The organism is Paenibacillus sp. GYB003, from assembly GCF_036577625.1.
In the GTDB taxonomy this organism is placed as follows: domain Bacteria; phylum Bacillota; class Bacilli; order Paenibacillales; family NBRC-103111; genus Paenibacillus_AB.
The window spans coordinates 102,184-122,877 of the sequence record NZ_JARBDC010000032.1; the positions used below are offsets into that span (position 1 = coordinate 102,184).

Annotated in this window: 18 protein-coding genes; 1 reads left to right on the forward strand and 17 read right to left on the reverse strand. The window is 59.7% G+C overall.

Going from position 1 to position 20,694, the window contains the following annotated elements; all coding sequences use genetic code 11:
- Positions 1 to 8: 8 nt before the first annotated feature.
- The 9 genes from PV407_RS11350 to polA form a co-directional block, all read right to left on the reverse strand.
- Complete coding sequence (locus tag PV407_RS11350; protein WP_332090032.1) at positions 9 to 836, reverse strand: hypothetical protein; 828 nt, start codon at positions 834 to 836, stop codon at positions 9 to 11.
- Between the two features lie 7 nt (positions 837 to 843).
- Positions 844 to 1,431, reverse strand: a complete 588-nt coding sequence (locus PV407_RS11355) for a PilN domain-containing protein (protein ID WP_332090033.1) — start codon at positions 1,429 to 1,431, stop codon at positions 844 to 846.
- A 3-nt stretch (positions 1,432 to 1,434) separates the two neighbouring features.
- A complete protein-coding gene (pilM, locus tag PV407_RS11360; RefSeq protein WP_332090034.1) occupies positions 1,435 to 2,526 on the reverse strand; it encodes a type IV pilus biogenesis protein PilM in 1,092 nt (363 codons plus the stop codon).
- A 40-nt stretch (positions 2,527 to 2,566) separates the two neighbouring features.
- Complete coding sequence (locus tag PV407_RS11365; protein WP_332090035.1) at positions 2,567 to 3,343, reverse strand: prepilin peptidase; 777 nt, start codon at positions 3,341 to 3,343, stop codon at positions 2,567 to 2,569.
- A gap of 90 nt (positions 3,344 to 3,433) precedes the next feature.
- Positions 3,434 to 3,868 (reverse strand): type II secretion system protein, encoded by a 435-nt coding sequence (locus tag PV407_RS11370; RefSeq protein WP_332090036.1) that lies wholly within the window; start codon positions 3,866 to 3,868, stop codon positions 3,434 to 3,436.
- A 56-nt stretch (positions 3,869 to 3,924) separates the two neighbouring features.
- A complete protein-coding gene (locus PV407_RS11375; protein WP_332090037.1) occupies positions 3,925 to 5,136 on the reverse strand; it encodes a type II secretion system F family protein in 1,212 nt (403 codons plus the stop codon).
- A gap of 285 nt (positions 5,137 to 5,421) precedes the next feature.
- Positions 5,422 to 7,086: a GspE/PulE family protein gene (locus PV407_RS11380; RefSeq protein WP_332090038.1), complete on the reverse strand. Its 1,665-nt coding sequence runs from the start codon at positions 7,084 to 7,086 to the stop codon at positions 5,422 to 5,424.
- Between the two features lie 102 nt (positions 7,087 to 7,188).
- Positions 7,189 to 8,037, reverse strand: coding sequence for a DNA-formamidopyrimidine glycosylase (gene mutM / locus PV407_RS11385; protein ID WP_332090039.1), 849 nt, complete (start codon positions 8,035 to 8,037; stop codon positions 7,189 to 7,191).
- Between the two features lie 21 nt (positions 8,038 to 8,058).
- Complete coding sequence (polA, locus tag PV407_RS11390; RefSeq protein ID WP_332090040.1) at positions 8,059 to 10,716, reverse strand: DNA polymerase I; 2,658 nt, start codon at positions 10,714 to 10,716, stop codon at positions 8,059 to 8,061.
- 110 nt (positions 10,717 to 10,826) lie between these two features.
- Here polA and PV407_RS11395 point away from each other — a divergent pair, with 110 nt between their 5' ends.
- Entirely contained in the window at positions 10,827 to 11,588 is a 762-nt protein-coding gene (locus PV407_RS11395; RefSeq protein ID WP_332090041.1) for an HAD family hydrolase, read from the forward strand.
- A gap of 7 nt (positions 11,589 to 11,595) precedes the next feature.
- On the opposite strand, the gene PV407_RS11400 is transcribed toward PV407_RS11395, so the two are convergent.
- The 8 genes from PV407_RS11400 to PV407_RS11435 all read right to left on the reverse strand — a co-directional run bounded on the left by PV407_RS11400 (position 11,596) and on the right by PV407_RS11435 (position 20,637).
- Positions 11,596 to 13,842 (reverse strand): bifunctional diguanylate cyclase/phosphodiesterase, encoded by a 2,247-nt coding sequence (locus PV407_RS11400; RefSeq protein WP_332090042.1) that lies wholly within the window; start codon positions 13,840 to 13,842, stop codon positions 11,596 to 11,598.
- A gap of 35 nt (positions 13,843 to 13,877) precedes the next feature.
- Positions 13,878 to 14,537, reverse strand: coding sequence for a phosphate signaling complex protein PhoU (phoU, locus tag PV407_RS11405; protein ID WP_332090086.1), 660 nt, complete (start codon positions 14,535 to 14,537; stop codon positions 13,878 to 13,880).
- 21 nt (positions 14,538 to 14,558) lie between these two features.
- Entirely contained in the window at positions 14,559 to 15,311 is a 753-nt protein-coding gene (pstB, locus tag PV407_RS11410; RefSeq protein ID WP_332090043.1) for a phosphate ABC transporter ATP-binding protein PstB, read from the reverse strand.
- A 21-nt stretch (positions 15,312 to 15,332) separates the two neighbouring features.
- Complete coding sequence (pstA, locus tag PV407_RS11415; protein ID WP_332090044.1) at positions 15,333 to 16,193, reverse strand: phosphate ABC transporter permease PstA; 861 nt, start codon at positions 16,191 to 16,193, stop codon at positions 15,333 to 15,335.
- Positions 16,190 to 17,128 carry a phosphate ABC transporter permease subunit PstC gene (pstC, locus tag PV407_RS11420; protein WP_332090045.1) on the reverse strand — a complete coding sequence of 313 codons (939 nt, stop codon included), beginning with the start codon at positions 17,126 to 17,128 and terminating at the stop codon, positions 16,190 to 16,192. The genes pstA and pstC overlap by 4 nt, the downstream gene beginning before the upstream one ends.
- 296 nt (positions 17,129 to 17,424) lie before the next feature.
- On the reverse strand, positions 17,425 to 18,801 hold the full coding sequence (locus tag PV407_RS11425) for an extracellular solute-binding protein (RefSeq protein WP_332090087.1): 1,377 nt from the start codon (positions 18,799 to 18,801) through the stop codon (positions 17,425 to 17,427).
- A gap of 53 nt (positions 18,802 to 18,854) precedes the next feature.
- Positions 18,855 to 19,664 (reverse strand): carbohydrate ABC transporter permease, encoded by an 810-nt coding sequence (locus PV407_RS11430; RefSeq protein ID WP_442951647.1) that lies wholly within the window; start codon positions 19,662 to 19,664, stop codon positions 18,855 to 18,857.
- Positions 19,665 to 19,761: 97 nt separating this feature from the next.
- Positions 19,762 to 20,637, reverse strand: a complete 876-nt coding sequence (locus tag PV407_RS11435; RefSeq protein ID WP_332090088.1) for a carbohydrate ABC transporter permease — start codon at positions 20,635 to 20,637, stop codon at positions 19,762 to 19,764.
- Positions 20,638 to 20,694: the final 57 nt, after the last annotated feature.

A 20,694-nucleotide genomic window follows, 5' to 3' on the forward strand; every position in this document is an offset into this window, starting at 1 on the left:
GCAACCTTTTATTTCGATTTCGTCGACTGCAGCATGTTCCAATAAAGCTCGTCCGCGACGATCGGGCTCGGTTTCGGACCGGGCGGGCTTGTCGGAATCGCCGGCAGCGCGGGGAATGTTTCCGCATATTGCCCGGCGCTGTACAGGACGATCGTCAAGGCCGCCTGAAGCAGCGGCTGTCCGGACGGCCCCGTTTCCCCCGCCGGATCGATTTGCCAGCCAGTAATGGAGACGATTCGTTCCAGCCGATGCAGGCGATCGAATAAATCGACGACCTGGGCATAAGCGCCTGTCCCGACAATCGTCGCTTTCGTTTCCTGAAAGGGGACGCCCGCGGGAGCGGCCCGGTTCGTTTGCGGCGCCGGTGCGGGCGCCGGGCTTGCCGGAGGCGCGGCGTTCGTTCCGTCCGCGGCACCGGCCGACGGCTGGCTCGATTTCAGCTGGTTTTGGATGAACGCCATCAAGTCGTCGGGCTGCCCGTTCGTTTTGTCGCCGCCGAATTGGATCGACTTCAGCACGACGCCCGACTGCCGCTCGATCTCCTTCAGGCTTACCAGAAACGAGGCGATTTCCTCTTTCGTCGGGACTTGCCTGACGAGCTTCTCGATATTCGGCTCCGACGCCGGCTCCGGGATCGGGCTGCTTTCCATCGCGGCCAGCTGCTTTTCCAGCTGGTTGTACTGCAAATTGAATACGACGCGCTCTTGAAACAGCGGCATCAACTTGTACGAAACGATCAGGACGTTGACGGCGATTCCCGCGCATACGGCGAGAAGCAAGCAATAGCCCGGTTTGCGGAGCTTCGACAGCCGGCTTCTCCAATGCTGCGTGTTCATAGGTTCCCTACTTACCGTTCGATAGTGGTTGAAGCGTAATTTGGATGGCCACGTTATAGGATGCCGCGCTTCCGGGCGGATTGACCGGGGGAGAAGAGACGGCCGGCGTCCCTGCATGCTTTTCCTGCCTTTCGATGCCGCTCACCCGCACCGCGGCGATCAGCCCCGATTTTTGCAAATGGACCGTATATTCGGCGATTTGCGTCAAATCGGCAAATTCCATGCCGAGCGCGATCCGGTTTTGCTCCTTCGCCTCCATGGCGACGATTCGAGCCGTTTGCGGCACGTAACGGGATACAAGCTCGAATACCGGGCTCCAATCTCTGCGGCTGTCCTTCAGCTTCGCTACGCCGGCCGTCATCGCATTGTAGTCCTGCGTCCGCCGGTCGACTTGCCTTGCCGCCGTCGCACGCTGCAGATCCAGGCGCATTCGTTCGATTTCGGCGGTACGACGTTCCAAATCCCCGTCGTACCGGACGACGAATATGGAAACGAGAGCGGCGGCAAGCAAAGACGTTCCGATCGCAGCCGACAGAAGGGGGATAAACGCTTTTTCCAAAAAAGGCTTTTTCGGTATCAGGTTCATGTCTTTCAACGGTTATCTCTCCCTGAGCGCCAATCCGATCGGAACGCTGTAGGCGGCCGCGTCTTCGCGAAACCGTTGTCTCGGCTCGTACCGGTCGTACAGCAACCTGTCCACTCTCACGTTCAGCCTTTCCCGCATCGCTTCCGTCATGGCGGCGACGGCCGGCGAGTCGCCGGACAGCAGTATCGCCTGAAATGGCCGATCGCGGTTGTTCAACGTATACCGGTAAAAATTCATGACCCGCTCCAGCTCGTCGATGAATTCCGCGCTTGCATCTTCATCGCGGACCGGCTCCAGCGGAACCGATCTCGTCATTTTCAGCCTTCCCTCCCCGAAAATGCTTATATCGGCCGCGGACTCGTTCACATCGACGAGCAAAAGCGTGCGTCCCGCTTCTTCTCCATTCCAAAGCCCGATCAAACGGAACAGCGACAACGCTTTGATTTCCATACTCGCCGGTACGAGCCCGGATCGCTCCGCAACGGCCGCATAGTCCTCGACGAGCGGCTTCGGGACGGCGACCAGCAGGACGTCGCACAGCCGCTCCGAACTTGCCCGATCGTCCCCCGTTTCTTCCGCCGGCCGGAAATGCCGGATCTCGCCGCCGGCCGCCGCCTCCTCCACAAACATGCGATTGTCCGGGCCGGCATCCCGCCGCTTGCGGCGAAACCGGGCCGGTTCCGTGCCGCTCGCCCCGTTCAGCTTGCAGTAATCGTAGTACGGCTCGTCGAACGGCAAATGAACGTTATGGTGAACTTCGAAGTCGACGATCTGTTTCAATTCGCGGTCCGGAATATCCGGGAGCTTCAGAAAGCGGACCATGACCGATTGGCCGGGAGCGGCCATATGCACTTTTTTGCGCCGCCAGCCGTTCGCGTGGACGATCTCCCGCATCGCCTCCGCGACGAGGGCGACGTCCCGGATTTTGCCGTCGACGATCGCGCCTTCCGGCAATCGCCGCGAAGCCATTTTATAAATTTTCGGAAGCTTGCCGGCCCTTTTTCGCAGCTCGATCATTTTAATCGAACGATCCGTCAATTCAAGGCCAAGGGACGAGCTCGGCAACTGAAACAAGTTCCGGTAAAGGCGGTTCAGCTTTTCCATCGGCCGGTTCCCCCTCGCAAGAAGCTAATCGCTTTCCTCGTCATGCCGGAAACGGCGGCAGCCCGAGTACGGCCAGCATCGGGCTTCCCCATAAATAGACCGGTAAGGCCGCCGTCGCGATAAACGGTCCGAAAGGAACCGCCTGCTTTCGCCGCAGCCGGCCCGCGAGCAGCATTCCGACGCCGTACAGCGTGCCCGCCAGACTGGCGGCAAAAAGCGCAAGCAGCGTCAGCTTGAGCCCCAGCAGCAAGCCGATCAGCGCAAACAGCTTAATGTCGCCCCCGCCCATTCCTCCTTTGCTGACAACGGCGAGCAGCCATAAAATGCCCGAACCGGCGAAAAATGCGGCGGCGTAATCCCACAACGGCAGCGGATGCACGCCAAGCCGGAGTACGGCGGCCATCGCCATGCAGGGGAATACGATTCGATCGGGTATGATACCGCTCTTCAGGTCGGTCACGACAACGGCCGCCAGCACCGAGACGAGCAGGAAGCCGGGAAGCAGCTCGGCGCTCCAGCCGATTTCCCGATAGATCAAGGCGAACGACAGCGCGACGGCCGCCTCGACCGCGGGGTATACCGGCGAAATGGGACCGCGGCAATAGCGGCATTTGCCTCGCAGAAGCAAATAGCCGAGCAGCGGAATCAAATCCGTCGGCTTGAGCGGATGCTTGCAGCGAACGCAGCGGGAAGGCGGTAAAACGATCGATTCGCCGGTCAAGCTTCGGAGGGCGACGACGTTCAGGAAGCTGCCGGTCAGCAGACCGAGGACAACGATAAACGGGAACAAAAGCATGTACAGCGTGTACGGATCCATGGCAACCCCGTTCGGCAAAAGGTGAAATGCGCGAAATGAAATCCGGCAGTTGAGCAAAAGCGGCTCATTCGAATAGGTATAAAATAAAACTTACGGGGCCGTCGTCGTCGTGCCCAAATTGCCGGCGCCGATTTCCCATCCGTTCGCGGCGGAGTACGTTACGGGAATCGTGCTGTACCATGTCGGAGTGGATTCGGATTGTTTTCTGGGGACGCTTCTCAAATAAGACGGAACCAGAGCGGTAACGTTCAGCGTTCCGGCCCCGCCGGAAAGTGTCAGTACGGGCGTTCCCGAGCTCGTATTCCCATCCCCGTCCGGGTCGAGGTCCGTCAAGTACCGAAGGGCGGTATCCTTGATCAATTGTTCCGTTTGCGTATCCGCATTCTCCCTGGAATTTTTAATCACCCCGCCGATCGCCGGCACGGCAATCGCCGCGATAACGCCCAAAATGACGATAACGGCAAGCAGTTCGACCAAAGTAAGTCCTTTCTCGTTATGAATCGGATTTCGGATGGCTGTCCGCATGTAGGGCTCTCCTTTTCTTCGGTTCGTCTATAGTAACGGTTCATTACTATCAACCCTTAATTCAACCCTTGCATCAGCCCGAACGTGGGGAGCATGACGGCCAGCACGATTCCGCCGACGATGCCGGAAAGCAGGACGATCATGAGCGGCTCCAGCAGCGATTTCAGCCGCTCCGCCATCGCGTCGACGTCGGCCTCGTAAAAGTCGGCCACCTTATCGAGCATGCTGTCCAGCGATCCGCTCCTTTCGCCGATCGCGAGCATCTGCACGACCATCGGCGGAAACAGCCGGCTGTTCGCGAACGGCTGCGCGACCGAATCGCCGTTTCGCAGCCCTTCCCGGGCTTCGCGGACCAGCCGGCCCAGCGCTTCGTTGCCGACGACGGTCGAGACGATCGTCAATGTCTGCAGCATCGGGATGGCGGCGGCATGCAGCGAACTGAACGTGCGGCTGAACCGGGCGATCGACTGTTTATGTGCCAGCTTGCCGAATACGGGAATCCGGATCCGGAGCAGGTCCCAATAATACAAGCCTTTCGGCGTTTTTTTCGCCATGCCGAGCAGAAGCGAGGAGCCAAGCGGCAATACGGGAAGGAAGAACCAGTACGAACGGATGAATTCGCTCAAAGCGACGACGATTTTCGTCGGCAGCGGCAGCGGAATGCCCATCGACTCGAAGTTCGATACGTATCTCGGAATAACGAAGGTCAGCATCATCGTGACGACCAGCACGGTCGCGACCGCCATCACGGCCGGATAAATCATCGCCGACTTTACTTTCTCGCGGGTGTAATGCTCTTTCTCGTAAAAGACGGCCAGCCTTTCGAGCATGTCGTCCAAATTGCCGCTCGCCTCGCCCGCGCGAACCATGCTGACGAAGACGGAAGCGAACATCGTCGGATGCCGGGCCGCCGCTTCCGAGAGCTGGTCACCGCCCTCCATGTCTTCCGCCATCTCCGACAGTACGCCGCGCAGCGCCGCGCTTTCCGTCTGACGGGACAGCAGTTTGATCGATTCGACCATAGGGACGCCCGACCGGTACAGCGTGGACAGCTGGCGGCAAAAAACGGTGAAATGCTCCGTCTTCGCTTTCGGACCGCCGAGCTTGATTTCTTTATGCCAGATGCTGGCGCCCGGATCGGCGAGCTTCCGGATCCAAAGCCCCCGCGCCTTCAATTCGTCCATCGCCTGGACGTACGACGGGGCTTCCAAAGAACCTTTGCAATATCGCCCGCTATCGTCGACCGCTTTGTACGTATACTTGGGCATGATCGTTCAACTCCGCTAAACATGAGGCTGAAAAAGGGGATTGGGTCAATATTCCTATATTACAGTCATATTATACTATATTTTCGATTATGATAGTAATTTTTTTAGGTCTTTTGAACCATTTTTTTTAATGCGGCGATTCAAACGGCGATTAGAAGCGGAGTCGACGGCTCCCTATGGAATGCAAACAAACGAAAACGTTGCGCGGAGAACTTTTTCGGAGGAATAAGGTTTGCCATCGTTTCCTATCGAACTGTAGCGTCGCGGAAAACAACGGCCGCTTCGTTACTCCCTGCCCATGACGCGGAATATTTCCGCCACCGTCGTTTGGCAGGCCGCCGCTTTGCTTAGCCCGTCCTCCATCAGCGAAACGAGGCCTTGCGTCCGCGCGTATGCGCGGTATTCGCTGTCCGACCGCTTCTGCAGCATCATCGAGCGGAGCGTATCGTCCACGGACAAAATTTCATGGATGGCGAGGCGGCCTTTGTAGCCGGTGCGTCCGCATTCCCCGCAGCCGCGCCCTCTCCGCAGCGTTCGGACGCGGAGACCGTACGACTCCAGCAGCTCGCTTTCCTCGCGGGAAGGCTCGTACGGTTCCGAGCAGTGCGGACATATTCGGCGGACGAGCCGTTGGGCGACGATGCAATGGACCGACGACGAGACGAGGAACGGTTCGACTCCCATATCGATCAGCCGGGTTATCGCATTGACGGCGTCGTTCGTATGCAGCGTGCTCAAAACAAGATGCCCGGTCATCGCCGCGCGGACCGCGATCTCGGCCGTTTCCGCGTCGCGAATTTCCCCGATCATGACGACATTCGGGTCCTGCCGCAACATGGCGCGCAGTCCGCGGGCGAACGTGAGGCCCGACGCCGGCTGCACCTGAACCTGGTTGATTCCCTGCAGCTGGTACTCGACCGGGTCTTCGACCGTAATAATATTAACGTCGTCCTGGTTCAATCGGGCCAAGGCGGAGTACAGCGTCGTCGTTTTGCCGCTTCCCGTCGGTCCGGTAATGAGGACGACGCCGTGCGCGCGGCGGATTCCTAGGAGAAACCGGGAAAGGTTATGCTCGGACAAGCCGAGATTCTCGATTTGCTTCAGCGTGCTGCCGAGATCGAGAATGCGCATGACGATTTTTTCCCCGTGAATGGTCGGGAGCGTCGAAATCCGAATGTCGACTTTGCGATACTCGATGTCCAGCTCCACGCGCCCGTCCTGGGGCAGCCTTCGCTCCGCCACGTTCAGGCTGCCCATCACTTTGATCCGGGCCGCGATGACGTGGCGCATATGCGGGGGAAGCGTCCGCTCCGTCCTCATCAGCCCGTCCACCCGGTATCGGATGCGCAGACTGTCTTCCTGCGGGTCGATATGAATGTCGCTCGCCCCGATTTGAACGGCATGCGCGATCATTTGGTTCACCGTCTTGACGACGGGCGAATCGTCTTCCTCCGCGGCGGCTTTCGTCTCCTCCTGCTCGCGGTGCTGCAAAATTTGGCTGATCTGCTCCACCGACTCCTGAAGGCCGTAATATCGCCCGATCGCTCTCTGGAGCTCGTTCCGCGCCGCGATATGAGGCTCGACGCGCATCCCCGTCGTCATCCGCAGCTCGTCGATGGCGAAATAATCCAGCGGATCGGCCATTGCCACGATCAGCTTGCCGCCTTCGGCGCGCACGGGCAGCACTTGATGACGCTCCGCCAGCCGCTGCGGGATCATGTTGATGATTTTCGGCTCGATTTTTTGACGATACAGCTGGATATGCGGAATGCCGAGCTGCAGCTCCAGCACTTCGATCAGCTGCTGCTCCGTGATGTAGCCGCGGTTGATCAAAAATTCGCCGAGCCTCGTTTTCTCCTCTTTTTGCTTCGTCAGCGCCTCGGCCAGCTGCTCGTGTGTCAGCAGTCCGCTCTCGACCAGCAGGTCGCCGATTTTTTTGCGGAGAGCCATGCTTCCATTCCCCCAAAGGCATGTCGTGGAAAAAAAACGACCCGGCTTCTCGCAAGTCGGGTCGGCAGAGCCGGCCGGCGCCGGTTGTCGTTCTCTCTTCTGTTATCGGTTCCCCGCTTGCTTCCGCTCCGGCTGGCAGCGGGGACAATAATGGGTGCCGCGGCCGCCGAGCACGATTTTGCGGATCGGTTCCCCGCAGCGGCGGCACGGCTCGCCCTTCCGTCCGTACGCCTCCAGCCGCTGCTGAAACATGCCCATTTCGCCCTGCCCGTTCACGTACGATTTGATCGACGAGCCTCCGGCTTCGACCGCTTCCCGCAGCGTCTTGACGATCGCCTCGTGCAGCGCGGCCATCTCCCGCTTCGACAGCGAGTCCGTCGTCCGCTCCGGATGAATGCGCGCTTCGTACAGCGCTTCGTCCGCGTAAATGTTGCCGAGTCCCGCCACATATTCCTGATTCAGCAGGAACGGCTTCACCTTCGTCGACTTCCCCGCCGCTTCGCGGCTGAACGCCGCCAAGGTGAAATCGGGGCCGAGCGGCTCCAGCCCGAGCTTGCGCAGCGGCAGCTCCGCCAAGTCTTCGCCGCGCGGGAACAAATGCATCGTCCCGAATTGACGAACGTCCTTGTAGCGCAGCTCGGTGCCGTCGCCCAAATGAAAAATGACGTGAGTATGCTTTTCGACAGGCTCGCTCGACGCATAGACGCCGTAGCGGCCTTCCATTCGCAAATGCGAGACGAGCACCAGGTCGTCCAGCATCAAACGCAAAAATTTGCCGCGCCGCTCCACCGATCGGATCGTCTGCCCCGCCAGCATCGCGGCGAACAGGTCGCAATCGTCCGGCCGCTGAATGATGCGCGCCAGACTGACGGTGACGCGTTCGATCGTTTTACCGGCGACGAGCGTTTCGAGCGTTCGGCGAATCGTCTCCACCTCGGGCAATTCCGGCACTTTCGTTCCCTCCCTGATGCGTTACTTCGCTTCGTACCAGTTGTCGCCGTAGCTGACGTCGACCTTGAGCGGGACGTCGAGCTTCAGGGCGCTTTCCATCACTTCCGGCACGAGCCGCTTCATCGTCTCGAGCTCGTCCTTCGGCACCTCGAAGACGAGTTCGTCGTGCACCTGCAGCAGCATCCGGCTGCGCAGCTTGTCCCGTCTCATCCGTTCCTCGATCTGCACCATCGCCATTTTGATAATGTCGGCGGCGGTTCCCTGAATCGGGGAGTTCATCGCCGTCCGTTCGGCGAACGAGCGCAAATTGAAGTTCGACGCGTTAATGTCGGGCAAATAGCGGCGGCGCTGCAGCAGCGTCGTCACGTACCCGTTCGCCCGCGCCTGCTTTACGATATCGTCCATATATTGGCGAACGCCCTGGAACACGGCGAAATATTGCTCGATAAACTGCGCCGCTTCCTTGCGGGTAATGTTCAGGTTTTGCGACAAGCCGTAGTCGCTGATGCCGTACACGATGCCGAAATTGACCGCCTTCGCCTGGCGGCGCATGTTCGCGTCGACCTCCGACTCCGATACGCCGAACACGTCCATCGCCGTCTTCGTATGGATGTCCATGTCGCCGAAAAACGCTTCCTTCATCTTCTCGTCGCCGGATATGTGCGCCAGCACGCGCAGCTCGATCTGCGAATAGTCGGCCGCGAGCATCAGCCAGTCCGGCTCGCTCGGCACGAACACTTTGCGGATTTTCCGCCCTTCCTCGAGCCGGATCGGAATGTTTTGCAGGTTCGGAAACTGGCTGCTGAGCCGGCCCGTCGCCGCGATCGTCTGCTGGTAGTACGTATGCACCTTGCCCGTTTCGCCGCGAATTTCTTTCAGCAGTCCTTCCACGTAGGTGGACTGCAGCTTCGCAAGCTGGCGGTAAATCAAGATGCTGGAGACGACTTCGTGATACGGCGCCAGCTTCTCCAGCACCTCGGCGTCCGTCGAATAGCCGGTTTTCGTTTTTTTGATGACCGGCAGGCCGAGCTTCTCGAACAAAATGTCGCCGAGCTGCTTCGGCGAGTTCAGGTTGAATTCGACGCCGGCTCCGCGGTAAATGCCCTCGACCAGCTGGTCGATGCTTTTGCCGAGCTCGCCGCCGAGCTGCTTCAAGCCGTCCGCGTTCACCCGGACGCCGCGCTTCTCCATCGAAGCGAGGACGCGGGCGAGCGGAAATTCGAGCTCGTAATAAAGCCGGTTCATTTCGCCCTTCTCCAGCTCGCCGCGCAGCACCGGCTTCAGCTTATGAAGCAGCGCCGCCTTGCGGCCCAAATGCTCGCTGAGCGGCCCCGCTTCGGGCAGCTTGAACTTCGCGCCTTTGCCGAAAACGGCTTCGTCCGCTTCGAGCGGCGGGAGGCCGTACCGTCCGGCCAGCTCGCTCAGCGTGTGCGTCGATTCGGTCGGATCGAGCAAATAGGCGGCGATCAGCACGTCGAAATCGACGCCGCGCAGCTCGATGCCCCGCCAGTGGAGCGCCACTTCCGCGCGGTGCATGTCGTAGACGATTTTGCCCGCGTTCTCGTCCGCGAGGAAGTCGCGCAGAGCGCCCGCTTCGGGCGTATCGAGCAGCTCGGACGCGACGAACAGCGAGGCGCCGTCCTTCGTATGGAACGCGAGGCCGATCACGTCGGCCATATGCGGGTTTTCGCCGACGACTTCGATATGGACCGCCTCGACGTCTTTCAGCTTGTCCGCGAACGGGCCGCCGAGCGTCTCGCGCGTTACGATCTCGACGTCGATCGCTTCGCGGTCCGCGCGGCCTTCGGACGACGCCCCGCCGAACAAATCCATTTTGTCGAGCAGCGATTTGAACTCCAGCTTGCGGAACATCGCCCCGAGCGTCGGGCCGTCGAAGCCGTCGTACTGCAGCTCGTCCAGCTTCATCTCGATCGGCACGTCGCGGAAAATCGTCGCCAGCTCCTTGGACATCCGCGCGTCGTCCGCGTGCTCCTTGATTTTGTCCTGAATTTTGCCGGAAATTTCGTCCGCGTTGGCGAGCACTTCCTCCACGGTGCCGTACTGGTGCAAAAATTTAAGCGCAGTCTTCTCGCCTACGCCCGGGATGCCCGGTATATTGTCGGAGGCGTCGCCCATGAGGCCCTTCAAATCGATGATTTGCTTCGGGGCGAGCCCGTATTTGTCTCGAATCGCTTCCGGAGTGAACCGGTCGACCTCGCTGACGCCTTTGCGCGTGAGCGCGATCGTTACGCGGTCGGATGCGAGCTGCAGCATGTCCTTGTCGCCGCTTACGACGACGACGTCCAGCCCTTTCTCGTCGGCGAGCCGGGTGAGCGTGCCGATAATGTCGTCCGCTTCGTAGCCCGGCAGCTCGAACTGCTTGATGCCGAACGACTGCACGAGCTCGCGGATGAGCGGGAATTGCTCGGACAGCTCCGGCGGAGTTTTCGCCCGGCCGCCTTTGTATTCTTTGTAGCCTTCGTGCCGGAACGTGGCTTTCCCCGCGTCGAAAGCGACCAGAAAATGCGTCGGCTTCTCCTCCTCAATCAATTTGAGCAGCATCGTCGTAAATCCGAATACGGCGTTCGTATGCAGTCCGCTGGAATTGCTGAGCAGCGGGAGCGCGTAAAACGCCCGGCTGGCGATGCTGTTGCCGTCGATCAAGATCAACTTCTCCAAATGGCACACCCCATTCCTGAAATCCTTCTCCCATCATAGCATAACGGCAACCACATATGAACAACCCGTGAACGCATACATATAGAGGAAACGATTGGAGGCGAAGGAACGTGAAACGACCGTTTACTCCGCGCAACACGAAAGCGGTCTTCTTCGATATGAACAATACGCTCGTCGATCCGAAAGCTTCGTTCGACGCATGCTTCGTGAACGTGCTGGTCGATTTCGCCGGCCGTTGGGACAACGACGGAGAAGGCTGGGATCCCGGCAGCGTGCTGGCGACGTACAAAGCGCAGTGGAACGGCATCGCGCCGCGGCTTGCCGGCAAGCCGCAGGAGCTCGAACGGGCGAAGAAGCAGTGTCTCGAGGCGGCGCTGCGGCGTTATCCGTTTCTCGTAAACGACGCGTTCGTCCATTCGTTTTTCCGGGAAATGCGGCGTCAAATGCGCGACCGCGCCGTCCTCGTTCCGAACGCGCTCGAGGCGGTCGCCAAGCTGTCCGGCGCGTATCGGCTCGGGATTATTACGAACGGCGGCAAGGAGCAGCAGGAGCGGGTGATGAACAGGCTGGGTCTGGCCGACTACATCGCCGGCGATCTCGTCGTCGCCTCGAATCGGAGCGGGGTCCGCAAGCCGAACCCGGCCATTTTCCGGTCGGCGCTTTCGGCCGCGGGCGTTCGTCCCGGGGAAGCGGTCATGGTCGGCGACTCGTGGAAAAACGATATACTGGGAGCGGTGAAATGCGGCATGAACGCGGTATGGCTGAACCGGGCCGGCGCGCGAAAAAGCTCCCGGCGCAAAGCCGGGAGCGTTGAAATTCCGGTCGTGGCCGGTTTCGGCGAGCTGACGGAGCTGTTCGAGCCGCTTTCGTGACGAGCGGTTATCCGTTCAGCGAATCTGCGGCTGCTCCGACCGTTTCGTAAAAATAGACGCTGCCGAGATGCGCTTTCGCCCGCTTTTTCAGCTTGGCGGCCGCGTGCGAGATGTATTCGGCGGTAAGGTGCGGGCTGCATTCGCATATGATCAGCGAGAGCGAAATGTTGACGCGATCCGTATCGACCGGGCTGCCTTCGCGATCGAACACGACGACCGCTTCCTCCGGGCCGGTGAAGGCGGCCACGCCCGCATCGAAGCGGCGGATCATCTCCTCGCACAGCTCGTGCGGCGTGTCCGACCGCGACATGACGATAAAATCGTCCCCGCCGATATGGCCGACGAAATCGTCGTCCGCCCCCCGCTCGCGGCACGATTCCAGTAGGACGCCCGCCGTGAACTGGATCAGCTCGTCCCCTTTCTGAAACCCGTACCGGTCGTTGAACCATTTGAAAAAATCGAGATCGGCGTAAATGACCGAAAAACGCCCCGCCTCCGCGATGCGCCGGTTCAGCTCGCGCTGAATGCGCAAATTGCCCGGCAGCCCGGTAAGCGGATTGGCGATGCGCGCGTGCTCGATGCGCACCTTCGTGATCGATTCCAGGATGGTGCGGACCGAAGCGACGCCTTTGAACCGCTCGCCGCTCGTAATGACGACGCAATCGTACAAATGGTTCGCTTCACGCGCCGTCGTCATCCGCGACACTTGATCGAGCGGTACGCGCTCGTCCACCGTCAGCGGATTCGGGTCCATCAGCCGAACGATCGGCCGGTTCCAATAGAGCGGAACGCCGTACTGCCCGGCCAACTGCTGAAACAGCTTCTCGCGCATGACGAGTCCGGCCGGAACGCCGTCCGAAACGACGACCGCGGCCGGCTCGTTTTCGTTTTCCTTGAAAAAACGGACGACCTCGGAAATGAGCGTTTCGGGCTCGAACAGGCGGGACGGGGCGGCGATCGTGCCGACCGGCGGGAAGCCGCCGGAGCCGCGCAGCCGCTGCGCAAGCCGGATCTGCTCCGCATGGCGCGCGTCGGGCTTCTCCAGCTTCGGCGACGGACGGGCCAGCAGGTAGCCTTGGCCGAAATGGACCCCCATCTGCAGCAGCTTGTGCAGCTCCTCGCTCCGCTCGATCCCTTCGGCGATAATGCGGATGTTCATTTTGTCGGCGAAGGCGACGAACGTTTCGAGAATATGCTCCTTGATTTTATCCTTGTGCACGTTTCGAATGAGCGAGCGGTCGACCTTGATGAAATCGGGGTGAAGCTCGGCGATCGCCTGCAGCGAGGAATAGCCCGCGCCGGCGTCGTCGATGGCGATCTGGTATCCTTGGCTGCGGTAATGCCGCAATATTTGTTTGGCGGTGGAAAAATCTTCGATCGAGCTGCGCTCCGTAATTTCGAACACGACGTTGTGCGGCGACAAGCCGCGCCGTTCCAGCAGCTTCAGCGTCCGTCCCGGCGTAAAGTGCGGATCGTGAATGACCTGGGCGGGAATGTTGATGAAGATGCGCTGCTCCCTGCTCAGCTCGCCGCAGCCGGCGATCGCCTTCTCCCGGGCGAGCCGGTCGAGCGTGTACAGCATTCCTTCCTCCTCGGCGAACTTGAACAGCTCGACCGGCGAGGCGAACTCGGTATGCTGCGGTCCGCGGCTGAGCGATTCGTAGCCGAGAACGGTTCCGTCCGCTAGCGAAACGATCGGCTGGTAGACGGCGTCGATCGTCCGGCTCTCGATAATGGCGTGAAACCGTCTCGTCTTCGCCTCCTTCGCCCCCGCGCGCGGGGAAGGGGAGCTCTTCGCCTCGCGTATCGCCCGTTTCGCGGCTTCGTAGACGCGCTTCGCCGTTTGCCCCGCCGCCGCGGGAGGAAGCAGCGCGCAGCCGAGCCAAAACGTCGGCGCCTCCGCCCCGAATTCGTTCGCGAGGAAGCCCTCCAGCCGCAGCTTGATCTGCATGCCGACCTCGCGCGCGTACAGCCCGGCGTCGGGAACGCCGGGCTCGATGAACAGGTGGAAGAACAAATCGTCGCCGACCGTTTTGAACAAAAAGACGTCGGGCCACTCCGCAAGGCTCGCGCAGGCGGCGGCCCGCGCGGACGCGGCGATCGCCTCGTCCGCCGGTCCGGACGCCTCGATCCGCGTCCGGACCGGCTCCTCCGCGTCCGAGCGGCGGACGGCGTCGAGCACGACCAGCCCGCAGCGGCCCTCCTCCGTTTTTCGCGCGATCAAATCGAGCTCCTGCTTGCTCCAATCGAGCATGAACATCCCTCACCCGTGTATGCTGCCTGCCGTTATCAAGCGTTCAGATCGGGACGCTTTCCTCGTACCAGGTAGACCACGCTCTCGCCGATATTCGTCGCGTGATCGGCCATCCGCTCCAAATACCGGCTGACGAAGCAAAGCAGCAGCGACTGGTTCACCGTCTTCGGATTTTCGACCATAAAGCTGAACAGCTCGCGCAAAATTTGGCTGTGCAGCAGGTCGACGTCGTCGTCCATTTTGGCCATCTTGTAGGCGAGATCGACGTTTTCCTGCACGTACGCCTCGATGCTGTCGCGCGTCATCCGCTGGGCGATTTCGGCCATCCGGGGAATGTCGACGAGCGGCTTGATCAGCGGCTCGCCGCCGATGCGGAGCGTCACCTTGGCGATGTCGACGGCCAGATCGGCCATCCGCTCGAGGTCGCTCGCCATCCGGAAGGCGATAATGATGCGCCGCAAATCTTTCGCGACCGGCTGCTGCGTCGCGATGAGGCGCGTGCCGATGTCGTCGATCTGCTCCTCCATCGCGTTGACGCCGGCATCCCGGTCGATCACCTCGCGCGCCAGCTCCAGATTGCCGTCCTTCAGCGATCGGACGGATTTCTCGATCGCGCGTTCGACTTGTTCGCCCATCTCGATCAATTGTTTGCGCAGCTCGCCCAGCGACGAATCGAAATGCTGCCGTTTGGTCATCATTGGCTTCAGTTCCCCCATTTACCCGAATCTGCCGGTAATGTAATCTTCCGTGCGCTGATCTTCCGGATTCGAAAACAGCTTGACCGTATCGGCGAATTCGATCACTTCGCCGTTCAGGAAAAACGCCGTCTGGTTCGAAACGCGCGCCGCCTGCTGCATGTTATGCGTGACGATGACGATCGTGTAGTTGTCCTTCAGCTCCTGGATCAGCTCTTCGATTTTCAGCGTCGAAATCGGATCGAGCGCCGACGTCGGTTCGTCCATCAGCAAAATTTGCGGATTGACCGCGAGCGCCCGCGCGATGCAAAGACGCTGCTGCTGTCCGCCGGACAAGCCGTAGGCGGACTTTTTCAAGTAATCCTTCACTTCGTCCCAAAGCGCGGCGGAACGGAGGCTTTTTTCGACGATGTCGTCAAGCTCGGCCTTTTTCGTCGTGCCGTGAATGCGCGGCCCGTAGGCGACGTTGTCGTAGATCGACTTCGGAAACGGGTTCGGCTGCTGGAACACCATGCCGACGTTTTTGCGCAAGCTTTCGACGTTGCCCGACGACTCGTAAATGTCGACGCCGCCGATCGACACCTCGCCTTCGATGCGCACCCCTTTGATCGTATCGTTCATCCGGTTCAGCGTGCGCAGCAGCGTCGATTTGCCGCAGCCGGAAGGGCCGATGAAGGCGGTGATCGACTTTTCCTGAATGTCCATGCGAATATTTTTCAGCGCGTGGAATTCGGAGTAGTACAAGTTCAAGTTCTCGATATGAATAAGCGACATGTAGCCGGTCCCCCTCGTCCGTTATTTGTCTCCCGACAGCTTTTTCTGCAGCATGCGGCTCGGAATCGCGATGAGCAGGTTGAAGATGAGCACGACGATCACGAGCAGCGCCGCGCTTCCTTGCGCGATTTCCTTCGCGTCCGGCGCGAGCGAGCTGCCGCCGACGTACCATAGATGCACCGCGAGCGTTTCCCCCATCGCCATCGGATCGAAGTCCGGGAAAAACCGCGATACCGACGTTCCGGCGGTATAAATCAAGATGGCCGTCTCCCCGAGCGCGCGGCCCGCCACGAGCGTGATGCCCGTGATCAGTCCGGGCAGGGCGGCGGGAACGAGCACGCGGCGGATGCCCTGCCATCTCGTCGAGCCGAGAGCGAGGCTGGCCGACCAGTACGAGCTCGGCACGGCGTTCAGCGCTTCTTCCGTCACGCGGACGAGTATCGGCAAATTGAGCAGGGCGAGCGTCGCCGCGCCGCCGAGGATGGAAAACTTCCAGCCCATCCAGTTGACGAAGATGAGCGCGCCGAACAAGCCGAATACGATCGACGGAACGGACGACAGCGCCTCGACGGAAACGCGCACGAGATCGGTGAATTTATTTTTTTTCGCGTATATCGTCAAATAAATGCCGGCTCCGATGCCGATCGGCGCGGAGAACAGCATCGACAGCAGCAAAATGTAAAACGAGTTGAACAAATGCGGGCCGACGCCGCCGCCGGCCGTCAGCTCCTGCGGCATCCCGGTAATGAACTTCCAGGACAGGTGCGGAAGGCCCGGCTTTAAAATTTGGTACAAAAACCAGGCCAATATGGCGATGATCGCGATGCCGATCGCCCAAAAATAGACGGTCGCGACCCGGTTCGTCAGTTTGCTCCACTTCATTTCAGCTCACTCCTTTTCGAAACGACGCGGATGACCAAAATGAGCGACAGCGAGATGACCAGCAGCAGCAGCGCCATCAAATAAAGCGCGTTGTTCCAAGTTGTTCCGTAAAACGTATTGGCCATATCTTTCACGATGGCCGTCGTCAGCACGGTCGTCGAATCGAGCAGCGAGGCGGGAATTTTCGGCGAGTTGCCGATGACCATGAACACCGCCATCGTCTCTCCGATCGCGCGCCCCATCCCGAGAATGACCGCCGTCATAATGCCCGACCGGGCGGCCGGCAGAAGCACCCGCCAAATCGTCTGCCAGCGCGTGGCGCCGAGCGCCATCGACGCTTCCTCGAGCCGCTTCGGCAAGGCGCGCAGCGTATCTTCGGAAATCGACATGATCGTCGGCAATATCATGACCGCGAGGATGATCGCCGCCGGCAAAATGCCGTACCCGATCCCGCCGAACAGTTTCCCGAGCGCGGGCACGATGATCGTAAGGCCGATCAGCCCGTATACGACGGACGGGATGCCGACGAACAGGTCGGCGGCCGGACGAAGAATTTCGCGCATCCATTTCGGCGCGATTTTGGCCATAAAAACGGCCCCCGACAACGCGAGCGGGACCGCGAGCGCCACGGACAGCACCGTCAACACGATCGTGCTGTACAAAAACGCGAGCGCGCCGAACCGCGGCTGCTCCGATGACGGCGACCAGTCGGTCGACAAAAAAAATTGAGCCGGCGACACGTCCTTGAACGTCAGCGACCCTTGATACCCGACGAAGCCGATAATCGAGAAGATGATCAGCGTGACGAGAATCGAGCTGCCGACGAATACGATCCGCATCGCGTCGTCCTTCCACTTTTGCCGCCGGGTCCAGCGGCTGGCGCCGTCCGGCTTCGCCTGCCGGGCGGCCGCATCCATTTGCATCGTCTTCTGCATGAAGTGCCCCCTCCTCGTTTCTACCTCCAATCATAGGGGCGGAATGTTTTCACAATATTAATAATTTGTTAAGGCAGTGTAAAAACGGCGTACAAGCGGCAATCTATAAGGGAAGTCGCGCTGCCTCGATTCGATCTCGGGACCGCATTACGACTTCGAAGGCGGCCCGTAAACGTTTTGCGCCAGTGCCCGTAGCCTCCCGAGTTTGTGAGGCAGGTTCGCGAAACCGGCAAAAAAAATCCGCCGGCCCCGCGAAGGGCAAGCGGATTTCGTATTTCGCCGCGGTATTCGGAAATCTATTTCAAGTTGGCCGACCATTTCTCCGCGCGCGCCTGAAGGTCGTTCAGGAACGTTTGGATGTCCGGCGCGCTGCCCGAAGCGGCTTTGCTTATAAATCCGTTGACGGCCGGCACGATGTCGCTCATGAAGAACGGGTTCGCTTCGTCCATCAGCTCGGAATGTCCGACTTCCGCGATTTTCAGCGCCGTCTTCACGAATTTGTCGTTCGCGTCGACGAAGTCGGCGTTTTTGAGCGTCGGCGTATACGAATAGTTTTGGTACATAAACTTTTGCGTTTCGTAGCCGGCCAAAAACTTCAGCACTTCCCACGCCGCCTTCGGGTCCTTCGCGTCTTTCGCCATGACGAACGGATCGACGGCGACCCAGCCTTCGCCTTTCGGGCCGATGTTCATTCTCGGCTCGAACCGGTCGAGCAGCGCCTTATCCTTCTTCGAGCGGAATTCGCTCATCGTCGAGCCTCCGGTCTGATCGAGGCCGATGGCGATGTTGTTTTTGGCGAGACCGAAGTTTTCCGCCCCCTGCGCGTTGACGAAGCCGGCCGGCGGCAGCTTGGCCGCTTCCTTCAGCCACTCCATCACCTTCACCATTTCCGGCGTGTTCAGCTTCCACTTGATTCCTTTAATGTCCTTCAGGCTGCCTTCCGCGCCTTTCGCCCCGAAGGCGAGCGTAAGAGCCACGAACGTCGAGCCGTTCAGCGAATTGCCGCTCCAGTACAGACCGTAGTTTTGCTCGCCGGTTTTCGGATTTTTGCCGGTCATTTTTTTCGCTTTGTCCAACACTTCCTGCGGCGTCGGTTTGTCGGACAACGGCTCGACGCCCCAGTCCTGAAACAGCTTCGTATCGAACACGGTCATCCGCCGCCCGAGCACGGCCGGGATGCCGAACTGCTTCGTGCCGTCGGGGGACCGGGTGCTGTACGAGTTGTTGAACAGTCCCGACAAATAAATATCCGGCTTGAACGACGTGTCGACCTTGATCAAATCGTCGAGATCGCGCAGCAGCCCTTCCTGATACCATTGCGAAGCGAAGGCGCCGCCGGTGTACAGCACGTCCACGTCCTTCGACAGCAGCATGGCCGATTGCTTCGCCTTCACGTTTTCCCACGGAATTTCGTACAGCTCGAGCTTGATGTTCGGATACATTTTGTTGAACGTTCCTTTTAAATATTCGTTCAGCCCGGTCGTTTTGTTGCCGGTCAAGGCGTCGATTCCGTTCTCGAGCTTCCAGCCGGCGAGCGCCACGCGGACCGTCGCCTTCATATCCGACACCTTCGCGACGTCCCCGCTGTTCGTGTCGGGCGATCCCCCTCCCGAGCAGGCAATGGTCGTAAACAGCAAACAGACGATCGTCAATACCATCATCGCGTTTCTCATGGGCATGCATCCGTCTCCTCTCCGAATATGCCGGTATACCGGCAAACGCCGAATTACTGCTTGATGCCGGTAAGCGCAATGCTCTCGATAATGTAACGCTGCAAAAACAAATAGATGACGACGATCGGGACGAGGCTGACCGCCGTGGCCGCCATAATGATGGCCGGCTGCTGGTTGATGCCGTTGTTGTAGGTGAACATGGCGAGACCGATCTGGATCGTATACTTCGAAGCCGATTTCAGCACGAGCAGCGGCCACAGCATTTCGTTCCAAACGCCGAGAAACAGCAGAATCACCATCGTGGCGATAATCGGCGTGCACAGCGGCAAATAAATTTGGCTGAAGACGGTAAACTCCCGGGCCCCGTCGATGATGCCGGCTTCCCGGAGCGCCGACGGCAGCTGGTCGAAAAACGCCTTGGCCAAAAACGTGCCGAACGCGTAATTGAGGGCGGGCAAATAAAACGCCCAATAGCTGTCGATCAGGCCGAGCTTGCTGAACAGCAAATATTGCGGCAGCATCGTCATTTCGAACGGAATCATCATCGTGCTCAAGGCGAGCAGCAGCACGAGCGGGGCCCCCTTGAACCGGATTTTGGACAAGGCGTAGCCGGACAGCAGCGCGGACAACGAGCTGACGACGATGACCCCGGCGCTGACGAGCGTCGAATTGCCGATATAGCGCATCATTTTAATGTTCGTAAAGGCGACCTCGTACGTGCGGATCGACGGTTCCTCCGGCCACCACTTGGGCGGGAACGTAATGTTCATCCGCGCCCCCCAGTCGAAGCTCGTCACGAGCATCCACAGAAACGGCACGATCATGACGAAGGAGCCGAGAAACAGGACAAGCAGCAACACGATTTGGCTCCAGGACCGCTTCGCGCGGAATGCGGGCTGGGCGCCCGCCGCCGCTCCTGCCACATGAATCCCTCCTTGTTTGTAAGGCTGTTTTTCCCGTTCAATCCATGCTGTTTTTGCGCCGGTTCAGCAGCATCATTACGGCGGTCAGCACCAAAATCATCAAAAACAGCAAATAGGAAGCCGCGGTCGCGAGTCCCATCTGGCCGGCCAAAAACGCGTTGCGGTAAATGTACAGCACGACGGTCATCAGGCTGCCGCCGGGGTTGCCGGCCGTCCCCCCGATCAGCCATACGTCCGTGAACCGTTTCATGCTGCCGATCGTTCCCATAACGAGCATAAAGACGAAGATCGGGCGCAAATACGGGATCGTCACGTGCAGCCAGCGGCGCAGCGCGTTCGCTCCGTCGACCTCGGCCGCCTCGTGCAAATCGCGCGGCACGCTTTGCAAGCCGGCCAAAAAGATGATCGTGTTATAGCCGAGCGCTCCCCACAGGCTCATCAGCACGATGCTGAACCGCGATACGGACGGATTCGTGAACCAGCCGACAGGCTCGATGCCGAATAAACCGATTACAAAATTAAGCAGCCCTTCCTTGGACGGATAAAACAAAAACGAAAACAGCAGGCTGGTCGCGACGGCCGAGACGACGTTCGGCAAAAAATAGACCGCCTTGAACACGTTTTTGCCGAAGTTCCATTTCAGACTGTTGATGAGCGTGGCGAGCACGAACGACAATCCGATGCCGAGCGCGACGGAGAAAACGCCCATAAACAGCGTGTTGCGAATCGCCTGCCAAAAAATCGGATCGTGCAGCGCGTACGCGTAGTTGTTCGCGCCTACCCATTTCCCCGACATCTGGTTGCCGACCGTTTGGTGAAAGCTTAAATATAAGGCGGCGAACATCGGATAGATGGCGAACGCAAGCACGCCGACGATCAAAGGGGCGCAAAACAAGTAGCCGACCCCGTCCATTTTCGTGAACCATTTGCCGCGGCGTTCGCGGGGCGCGGACGCGGGCCGCTTCTCGGC